General features: G+C 60.5%; 10 protein-coding genes. 6 read left to right on the forward strand and 4 right to left on the reverse strand.

Annotated features, from left to right (window positions below):
- Positions 1-18: 18 nt before the first annotated feature.
- Positions 19-552, reverse strand: coding sequence for an NUDIX hydrolase (locus OUZ52_RS21280; protein ID WP_266160583.1), 534 nt, complete (start codon positions 550-552; stop codon positions 19-21).
- Between the two features lie 563 nt (positions 553-1,115).
- Between OUZ52_RS21280 and OUZ52_RS21285 the strand changes: the two genes are divergently transcribed.
- Positions 1,116-2,603 (forward strand): amino acid permease, encoded by a 1,488-nt coding sequence (locus OUZ52_RS21285; RefSeq protein ID WP_266160584.1) that lies wholly within the window; start codon positions 1,116-1,118, stop codon positions 2,601-2,603.
- Positions 2,604-2,702: 99 nt separating this feature from the next.
- On the forward strand, positions 2,703-4,169 hold the full coding sequence (locus OUZ52_RS21290) for an amino acid permease (RefSeq protein ID WP_266160585.1): 1,467 nt from the start codon (positions 2,703-2,705) through the stop codon (positions 4,167-4,169).
- Positions 4,170-4,688: 519 nt separating this feature from the next.
- Here OUZ52_RS21290 and OUZ52_RS21295 read toward each other — a convergent pair.
- Entirely contained in the window at positions 4,689-5,015 is a 327-nt protein-coding gene (locus OUZ52_RS21295) for a high-potential iron-sulfur protein (protein WP_266160586.1), read from the reverse strand.
- A 183-nt stretch (positions 5,016-5,198) separates the two neighbouring features.
- On the opposite strand from OUZ52_RS21295, the gene OUZ52_RS21300 reads away from it, so the two are divergent.
- The 4 genes from OUZ52_RS21300 to OUZ52_RS21315 all read left to right on the forward strand — a co-directional run bounded on the left by OUZ52_RS21300 (position 5,199) and on the right by OUZ52_RS21315 (position 8,294).
- The gene (locus tag OUZ52_RS21300) at positions 5,199-5,846 is read left to right on the forward strand and encodes a methylthioribulose 1-phosphate dehydratase (protein ID WP_266160587.1); all 648 of its coding nucleotides are present in this window, start codon (positions 5,199-5,201) and stop codon (positions 5,844-5,846) included.
- Complete coding sequence (locus tag OUZ52_RS21305; protein WP_266160590.1) at positions 5,843-6,412, forward strand: 1,2-dihydroxy-3-keto-5-methylthiopentene dioxygenase; 570 nt, start codon at positions 5,843-5,845, stop codon at positions 6,410-6,412. Before OUZ52_RS21300 ends, OUZ52_RS21305 begins: the two co-directional genes overlap by 4 nt.
- Before the next feature lie 127 nt (positions 6,413-6,539).
- Positions 6,540-7,226 carry an acireductone synthase gene (gene mtnC / locus OUZ52_RS21310; RefSeq protein ID WP_266160592.1) on the forward strand — a complete coding sequence of 229 codons (687 nt, stop codon included), beginning with the start codon at positions 6,540-6,542 and terminating at the stop codon, positions 7,224-7,226.
- 24 nt (positions 7,227-7,250) lie between these two features.
- Positions 7,251-8,294 (forward strand): C13 family peptidase, encoded by a 1,044-nt coding sequence (locus tag OUZ52_RS21315; RefSeq protein ID WP_266160594.1) that lies wholly within the window; start codon positions 7,251-7,253, stop codon positions 8,292-8,294.
- 52 nt (positions 8,295-8,346) lie between these two features.
- Here the strand turns inward: OUZ52_RS21315 and hisIE are convergent, their stop codons facing one another.
- Positions 8,347-8,997, reverse strand: a complete 651-nt coding sequence (hisIE, locus tag OUZ52_RS21320) for a bifunctional phosphoribosyl-AMP cyclohydrolase/phosphoribosyl-ATP diphosphatase HisIE (RefSeq protein ID WP_266160596.1) — start codon at positions 8,995-8,997, stop codon at positions 8,347-8,349.
- A gap of 54 nt (positions 8,998-9,051) precedes the next feature.
- Positions 9,052-9,465 (reverse strand): HisA/HisF-related TIM barrel protein (locus OUZ52_RS21325; protein ID WP_266160597.1); only part of this gene is annotated, 414 nt, incomplete at its 5' end.

Raw genomic sequence — 9,465 nt, forward strand, 5'->3', positions numbered from 1 at the left:
CTTAGTCGCCCATGCGCCCTAAGCGCCGCGACTTAGCCACTTGTTCGCCATCCGCCGCAGCGATTCCTCGGCAAGTGAATCGCCAGCCATGTCACTGATCGGCTTCCATGCCAAAGCCAGTGATTCCTCACTGATCGCGAAGGCCTCGCTGCCGGTGGCCCGCACCACATAACGAACGTCGTAATGCCAGTGCCCGGGCTCGTTGCCGCGTGCGGGAATCCAGTGGCGGTCGAGATCGAACGGCTCTCGCTCAACCTGCAAATCGGTCAGCCCTGACTCCTCCTCGGCCTCACGCAAAGCCACTTGCGCCAGGTCCGAGTCACCATCGGCGTGACCGCCCAGCTGCAACCAACGATTCAATTTACGGTGATGCGTCAGCAACACCCGCGCGCCATCCGCGCTGACCAACCAGGCCGAGCCAGTGAAATGCCCAGCGAGATGCTCGCGCTCGAACGCATGCGGCGTTTGCGCCAGAAAGCTGGCGAAGCAGGCAACACCGATCTCATCGGGCCAGCGGTTCGCGTAATCGTCGAAATCAGTCTGCAAGGTCATGAAATTAAATACCAAATATAAGCAGCAGGATCGTTCAATAGCCGATAGCGCGATGTACTTACTGTCGCAAGGATGCAGGACAAGAACATGCACAGACACATCAACGGAGATGAATCATACGTTTGAAAAGCCCGCTGTGCTGCTTGCCCTATGGCTGTCATGGCGCATCGCACCGGCCTTACCCTGATGACCATGCATGCTCGGCCGTTGCCGCCGCTTATCGAAGGTAACGGCGCCCCGGGTGGGTCAACACCGCGCCGTGCATGACGATGAAAGCAGCACGGCCGGTGACACCTTCGGTCATGGCTGTCACCGCGCAAAAATCGTCTTTGCCAGCGCGCCGATCCGCTGCATGTCTTGGGCGAAAATACCGATGGATCGAGGGCATCGAAACTTCCTCCGCACGGCACTGGCTGAGCGCGAGCTACCCGCAGTGCAGCTTGTACGGCCGCGCTCCGCTGGGATATGGTGCGTCGTTACGCCCTGAAGCACCGGCACACCGGTCATGGCGTGCGTGACCGTTTTCACTTGCAAGTGCGACATTTCGGGGGTAAGGGACCAACATGTTGAAAGACTTGTTTGCAACACATTCAATTGATGCCATGCCGCGACCTGACAGCGGCGAACCCGCGCAAGGGCCACATGGCGAAGTCACTTTAAAACGCGCATTGAGCGCACGTCATCTGGTGATGTTGGGGGTGGGAGCCATCATCGGTGCCGGCATTTTCGTTATCACCGGGCAGGCAGCAGCGCAGCATGCTGGCCCCGCCATCGTTCTCAGCTTTGTACTGGCAGGCTTCGCCTGCGCACTGGCCGCACTGTGTTATGCCGAATTCGCGGCCATGATCCCGGTATCGGGCAGTGCCTACTCCTACTCCTATGCCACCCTGGGTGAGTACGTCGCCTGGTTCGTTGGCTGGAGCCTGGTACTGGAGTATTTGTTCACCGTGGCCACCGTGGCCGCTGGCTGGTCGGGCTATTTCAATAAATTGCTGCTGCTGATCAGCGGCTGGATTGGCCACGATATTTCCCTGCCGGCTGCCTTGGCGGCAGCGCCTTTCGAGGTGGTCGAGGGCCATATCCGCGCCACCGGCATGCTGATCAACTTGCCGGCGGTGGCGATCATCGCGGCGATTACCGGCTTGTGCTACGTCGGCATCACGCAATCGGCTTTCGTCAACTCGATCATCGTGGCGATCAAGGTGACGGTGATTTTGCTGTTCATCGCCTTTGCCGCGAAATACGTTAATCCGGACCACTGGCATCCGTTCATTCCGACCAACGAAGGTGGCTCGAAGTACGGCTGGAACGGCGTCGGCCGCGCCGCGGCCATCGTGTTCTTCTCGTATATCGGATTCGATGCGGTTTCCACCGCCGCGGCCGAAGCCAAGAATCCACAGCGCGACATGCCTATCGGCATCATGGGTTCGCTGGTGTTCTGCACGATTCTGTACATCATCGTGGCGGCCATTCTCACCGGCATCGCCGACTTCCGCTTGCTCAACACACCCGAGCCGGTTGCTACCGCGCTGGACAGCTATCCGCAACTGCGCTGGCTACAGGCCATTGTGGTGGTGGGTGCGGTTACCGGCCTCAGCTCGGTGATCCTGGTGATGATGATGGGACAACCGCGCATCTTCTATTCGATGGCGCGCGACGGCTTGATCCCGGCGGTATTCGGTCGCATTCACAAGAAGTTCCGCACCCCGCACATCGGCACTGTCGTCGTCGGCGTGCTGGCGGCCGTGCTCGGCGGCATGTTCAACATCGGCGTGCTCGGCGAAATGGTCGCCATGGGCACCCTGCTTGCCTTTGCCACGGTATGCATCGGCGTGCTGGTGCTGCGCTATACCCGCCCGGAATTGCCACGCGCATTCCGCGTGCGCTTGCCGTGGCTGGTCTGCCCACTGGGTGCACTGGCCTGCATGGCGCTGTTTCTGATGTCCTTTATCGAACACTGGCGCTGGATGCTGGCTTGGATTGCCATCGGCCAGGTTATCTACTTCGGTTACGGCTACACGCACAGCAAGTTGCGCAAGCACAACGCTTAACCGTCACCCTTGTCAGGGCCGGCCTAGCGCCGGCCTTGACGTTCCAGTTAGATGGCGATGCTTCATCGCCTTGTTGACGCAACACCCCCAGGCTCACACATGCTCAAGCAGCTTTTTGCCCGCAAGACCGATTTCAGCGACTCCGACGACAGTCACGGCGGCCCCTCTCTGCGCCGGACACTTGGCCCCTGGGGCATTACCGCACTAGGTATCGGCGCGGTGATCGGCACCGGCATCTTCGTGGTTACCGGACAAGCCGCAGCGGAACATGCGGGCCCGGCGGTGCTGATTTCGTTCATGCTGGCGGCGATCTGCAGCGGCTTCACCGCATTGTGCTACGCCGAATTTGCCACCTTGATTCCCATCTCCGGCAGCTCATACTCCTACGCTTACGCCACCTTAGGTGAAGTAGTCGCCTGGTTTATCGGCTGGAACATGGTGCTGGAGTACGGCATCTCGGCATCGGCGGTGGCAGCCAGCTGGACCGGCTATTTCACCAGTCTGCTCGATCACATCGGCATCCATCTGCCCGCTTCATTGACCGAAGCACCGCTGGCGTTTTCCGATGGGCACTTGGTGAGCACCGGCCACTTGATGAATCTTCCGGCGGTCGCCATCGTGCTGGCGCTGACCTGGCTGTGCTATGTCGGCATCCGCGAATCGGCTGGCATCAATGTGCTGATGGTGTTGCTCAAGGTCGGCCTGATCATCGTCGTGGTCGTGGCGGGTTATCGCTACATCGATCCGGCTAACTGGCACCCCTTCGTGCCGCCGGCGGAAGGACCCGGCAAATACGGCTGGTCCGGCGTGATGCGTGGCGCCGCCATGGTGTTCTTCGCCTACATCGGCTTCGAGGCCACCTCCACCGCGGCGCAGGAATGTAAAAACCCCCAAAAAGATTTACCGTTCGGAACGCTAGTGTCGCTGGTGATCTGCACGGTGCTTTATCTGGCCATGGCCGCCGTACTCACCGGCCTGATCCCGTATACCGAACTGGGCACCAGCGAACCTGTGGTCACGGCGATCAGGGCGCATCCAGAATTAGGCTGGCTGCGACTGGTGGTGGAGATCGGCGCATTGATCGGCCTGTCGTCGGTCATCCTGGTGATGATCATCGCGCAGCCGCGCATTTTCATGATCATGTCGCGCGACGGCTTGCTGCCGCCGGTATTCAATCGCATCCATCCGCGCTACCGCACACCACATCTCAATACGCTGATCACCGGCGCAGGCATCGCCGTGCTCGCGGCGATCTTTCCGCTGGACTTGCTGGCCGACCTCACCTCGATGGGCACGCTGATTGCGTTCGTCGCGGTCTGCGCGGGCGTGTTGATTCTTCGCTACACCGCGCCCGAACTGCCGCGGCTATTTCGCGTGCCGGCAGCATGGTTTGTTTGCAGCGCCGGCGTTGTCAGCTGTCTCGCGCTGCTCTCGACGATGGCGTGGTTCAACTGGGCATTGATGATCGGCTGGACCATCGTCGGCTTGGCTATCTACTTCGGCTACGGTCGGCAGCACAGTCGGCTACGCCTTAAGAAGGCCGCCACAGAGCCGAGAACCCCTTAAAAAAAACCCCCATAAACGTCGCCGAATTTCATTGAACTTCGGCGAAAATCAACATGTGCTTTTGAGCGTCAACCAACCAACGCTTGAAACACACGCATCAAATATCATCATAACTTGTTGATAAATAATAAATTTAACGAAAAATTATTTTAAAATTTCGTCGCCGCAATGGTCCCTGCCGATCCAACCGGAGTATGATCTTCAATCCGTGGGTAGATCACTTGGCAGTGGGCCCCGGATTGCCGCCCGGCGCGTCAGGCCACCGCTCCTCAGCTTGACGCGCCTGGGCAGCATCTTTCTCGCTCTTCATCTCTCCCTCACGGGAAATCCTCCGCACCACACAAGCATCACTCGACACTCGAGTGAGTGTGATCGTCATCGCTTTGTGTGCGCACCCAAGAGCGCAGCAATCCAAGCCATGGCACCAACCATGCCAGCGCCGCTTTCGTCCGCAGAAAAAAACAAAGGCCGGCACCAGGCCGACCTCTGAGATAAACGCCGTGCTGTGGCCAGGCGAGTTTATTTTTTTGCCGCGTGCGACACGCACCAGCCTTTTGCATTGACTGACTTGCCCGGGAACAACTGGCAAGGGCCATAGCCACTGGGGCCGCCGGAGTAAAACTGACAATTCGCGCAATCGTCACCAGCTTTGCGCTTGGCGCCGCCCTTGCTGGCGTCTTCCACATAGCCCAGCGCCTTGGCGGTCGGGTCCGATTCGGCGACATGCGGCAGATCGGCGGCGCGCGCAAAGCGCGGCAGCCCTCCGATAACGACAGCCGCTGCGGTGGTACCTGCAGCAACCTTGAGAAAGCGGCGACGCGATTCAATATGGTTATCTTGCGACATTGGCGAAATCTCCGTCATGGATCTGTTCACCACACCCTGCGGCGAACCAGGCGGCATGGTACGCCGGCTGTGTCAGGCCAGCGAGAATGGCTCGCATTTCAGCAGCACGCCGTCCAGCCGGGATCTTGTACCGTGCTATAGTCTCTCGTCGTTTGGACGTCCATTTGCCATAGCTACCTCATCATGAGCCAGATGCTTCCCGCAACCATCTCCCCCACCCTGTTCGCCGAGCGGGCGGATGCCATTGCCGCTGCCGCGGCCCAACTGGCCGCAGCGGGCTGGACTCCGGCAACGAGCAGCAACTTTTCCATGCGCAGGGATGACGAGCATGCCGCGATCACCATTTCCGGTCGCGACAAGGGCTGCCTCAGCCGTGGCGACATCATGCTGGTCGATATGCAAGGCCACGCCGTAGGCACCTCGGCACGCCCCAGCGCCGAAACCGAATTGCATACGCAGGTCTATCGCCGCTGGCCCGAAATGAATGTGGTCTTGCACACCCATTCGCGCACGCAAAGCGTCGCCTCGCGCCTATTCGCCAAAGACGGTGTCATCCGCCTCAAGGGTTGGGAACTGCAAAAAGCCATCGCCGGACAAACCACCCACGATAGCGAACTGCTCATCCCGGTATTTCCCAACACACAGCACATGCCCGAACTGGTGGCGCAAGTCGATGCCTGGCTCGACGCCGGCAAGCCGCTGCACGCCTACCTGATCGACGGCCACGGTATCTATACCTGGGGTCGCGACATGGCCGAAACACGCCGGCACCTGGAAGCCCTGGAATTTTTATTAGGCTGCGAACTGGACCTGAGGAGATTATCCGCATGAGTCGTCTGCGCATTTACCAAGACACCCACCCCGAAGCGCCCTTGTCGGTGCATACCGTGCATACTGAAATCGCCCGCGAACTCGGCAAAGTAGGCATTCGCTTCGAACAATGGGAAGCCAGCCAGCCGGTAGCCCCAGGCGCCAGCCAGGACGAGGTCATCGCCGCCTATCGTGCCGACATCGACCGGCTGATGGCCGCCGAGGGCTACCAAACCGTCGACGTCATCAGCTTGAAGCCTGATCACCCCGATCGCGCCACCCTGCGCCAGAAATTTCTCAACGAACACGTTCATAGCGAGGACGAAGTGCGCTTCTTCGTCGCCGGCGCCGGCCAGTTCACCCTGCACCTCGAAGGCAAGGTTTTCGAAGTGCTGTGCGAACAGGGCGATCTGATTGGCGTACCCGACGGCACCCGGCACTGGTTCGATATGAGCGAGGCACCGTATTTCGTGGCGATTCGGCTGTTTACCAACAAGGAAGGCTGGGTCGCGCAGTTCACCGGCGAGGACATCGCCCAGCATTTTCCGCGTATGGCCCCGCACGTTTCGGCCACCGCCGAGAGCTAACCGCCTACGCGGCGGCGATGACCGGCGCCCCGCCCAGGGGCTGATATCGCCAGCGGCGGGCGCGAAGCATACTGCTTATCGCCGGCCCGGCGGGTAAGCTTGCGCTATCTGTCTTACGGCAAAGCTCATGACTGTTATCCGCGCTATCGTTACCGACATCGAGGGCACCACCAGCTCGATCAGTTTCGTCAAAGACGTGCTGTTTCCCTACGCCAGGAAACGCCTGCCCGCCTTTATCGAAACCCATGCCGACCAGGCCGATGTGCAGCATTGGCTGCACGATGCGGCAAAAGAAGCCGGCATTGTCGAGGCGAGTCGGCAAGAAATCATCGAGCTGCTGCTGCGCTGGATCGACGAAGACCGCAAATCCACCGCCCTCAAGGCGCTGCAAGGCATGATCTGGAAGGGCGGCTATGAGAATGGCGACTACCGCTCGCACATGTACCCGGAGGTCGCCGCACGACTGCATGCCTGGCGCGCAGACGGCCTTCATCTGTACGTGTACTCGTCCGGCTCGGTTCCCGCGCAAAAACTGCTGTTTCAGTACAGCGAAGCGGGCGACCTGACCCCCATGTTTGCCGGCTACTTCGACACCGAGATCGGCGGCAAACGTGAGCGTGGCTCGTATGAACGCATTGCCGAGGCCATTGGCGAACAGCCAGGGCATATTCTGTTTCTCTCCGACATCGTCGAAGAACTGGATGCCGCCCGCGCCGCGGGCTTGCGCACCGGCTGGCTGATCCGGCCACCGCTGACCATGCCTGCCTCGCCAGCGCACCCGGCGTATACCGACTTCAACGCCATCGAACTCTAACCCCACCCACGGGCGACCCCATTCATGCGTATCGCACTGACTGCCCTGCTCGCCTTTGCCGCCGGCATCTTGCTGATGCTGGTGCTGTCGCACTATGTAGCGCCAAGCCAGCTTGCCGGCGCCGGCCTCGCCGACAGCAAAACAACCGCACGGCCTAATCCGCCCAGCGCAGCCTCTATCGCCGATGCCGCGCAGGACGACACCGAAAGCGACGCCAACGGCAACGACTGGCCCACCCAGGGCTTGTCGCCCGAGCAAGTGATTTACGCACAACCGCAGATACTGCGCCACGCTATCGCGCAGCTGACCCCACGCGTGGCCGACAAGCCTAATCTGTATGTGCTGGCCTTTGCCGGTGATGGCGGTGAAGACGTTTTTCACAACGAAGCCGAGTACACCTCAAAACTGTTCGCCGGGCGCTTTGGCGCCAGCGCTCACACCCTGGTACTGGAAAACCACCCGACCACACTGAGCACGCGGCCATTAGCCACGTGGAGCAACCTGGACAATGCCCTCGACGGCCTGGCCAGCGTGATGAAGCCGGATGAAGACATCCTGCTGCTTTACCTCACCAGCCACGGCGACGAGGAACACAACCTGCTGATCGACATGGACCCGCTGCCGCTGGATCAGATCGGTGCCGCGGATCTCGCCGAAATCCTCAAGAAACACCCGTTCCGCTGGAAGGTGATCGTGGTCAACGCCTGTTACTCGGGCGGCTTTGTGCCCACCATGCGCGGCCCTGACACGCTGGTGATGACCGCGGCGCGCACCGACCGCAGCTCATTCGGTTGCGGTAGCGATTCGGACATCACTTATTTCGGCAAAGCATGGCTGGTCGATGCGCTTAATCACACCCCGGACTTTATCGAGGCGTTCAAGCAAGCCAGCGGTGAAATCGCTCAATGGGAACAAAAAGACCAACTGCTCGCCTCGGAGCCGCAGATCGATATCGGCAGCGGCATTGCCGAACAATTGGCGCTTTGGCGCAAAGGCATGGTGGCTGGTCCGGCGGTGCCTTTTGCACCGGCAAAACCGCGGCAGCCCATGGCGAAAAGCACCCCATAGAAACTACGCACCCTTTCCGGCCGGCCCGGAGGGTGCGCTGACGCCGTCATGCTTAGCGCGAATGGTCGGTGTGCCGCTTGGCCAATACTGCGGCGACATCCTCCATGCTCAGACCACGCGCCCGCAACAACACCATGAGATGAAAAACCAGATCGGCGGCTTCGCCCAATAGCTCCGGATCATCCTGCGCCACCGCCGCCAGAGCGGTTTCCACACCTTCCTCGCCGACCTTTTGCGCCATGCGGCGAATGCCGCCTTCGAACAGGCTGGTGGTGTAACTGCCGGCGGGACGCTCTGCATGGCGGCGCGCGACCAGCGCGTCGAGCTCGGCCAGAAAGCCCAGTGGCGGCCCCACCTCGGCGCTTTCGCCAAAGCAACTGGACGTGCCCCGATGACAGGTCGGACCTTGCGGCTGGGCCTGAATCAATAAGGTGTCGGCGTCGCAATCGATACGTACCGATTTCAGCGCCAGCACATGACCCGAGCTCTCACCCTTGGTCCATAGCCGTTGCTTGCTGCGGCTGTAAAAGGTGACCTGGCCGCTCTGCCGGGTCTGCGCCAGCGCCTGGGCATTCATATAACCCAGCATCAGCACCTCACCGCTCAGCCAGTGCTGCACGATTGCCGGTAATAAACCATCACCCTTGGCCCAATCCAGCTCGGCTTCAACGGGGCGGTTCTTGTCAGTATTCATGTCACTCATCGCTGAAGCCCTGCATTGCGTTGCGTTTATCCACGGCGTAGTGACCCCATAGGCTCATAGACGCACCTCGACACCTTGTTCGCGTAGATAGCTTTTAAGCGCGGGAATCGCGATGGCGCCAGAGTGAAACACGCTAGCCGCCAGCGCCCCATCCACATCGGCTTCGCCGAAGGCAGCACGGAAGTGTTCCAACGCACCTGCACCACCCGAAGCAATCAGCGGCACCTGGCAAACCGCCCTAGCCACTTCAAGCTGCTCCAGATCGTAGCCCTGGCGCACACCGTCACTGCCCATGCAATTGAGCACGATTTCACCTGCGCCACGCCGCTGGGCTTCGCAGATCCAGTCGAGCGTGCCGCGTGCCAAAGCCTGCGTACGCGACGGGTCGCCGGTGTACTGACGCACCCGCCATACACCGTCTTCGTCACGCAGGCTGTCGATACCAACGACCACGCATTGCACCCCGAA

Origin of the sequence: Dyella silvatica, assembly GCF_026283955.1 — a bacterium.
Taxonomy (GTDB): Bacteria; Pseudomonadota; Gammaproteobacteria; order Xanthomonadales; family Rhodanobacteraceae; genus Dyella_C; species Dyella_C silvatica.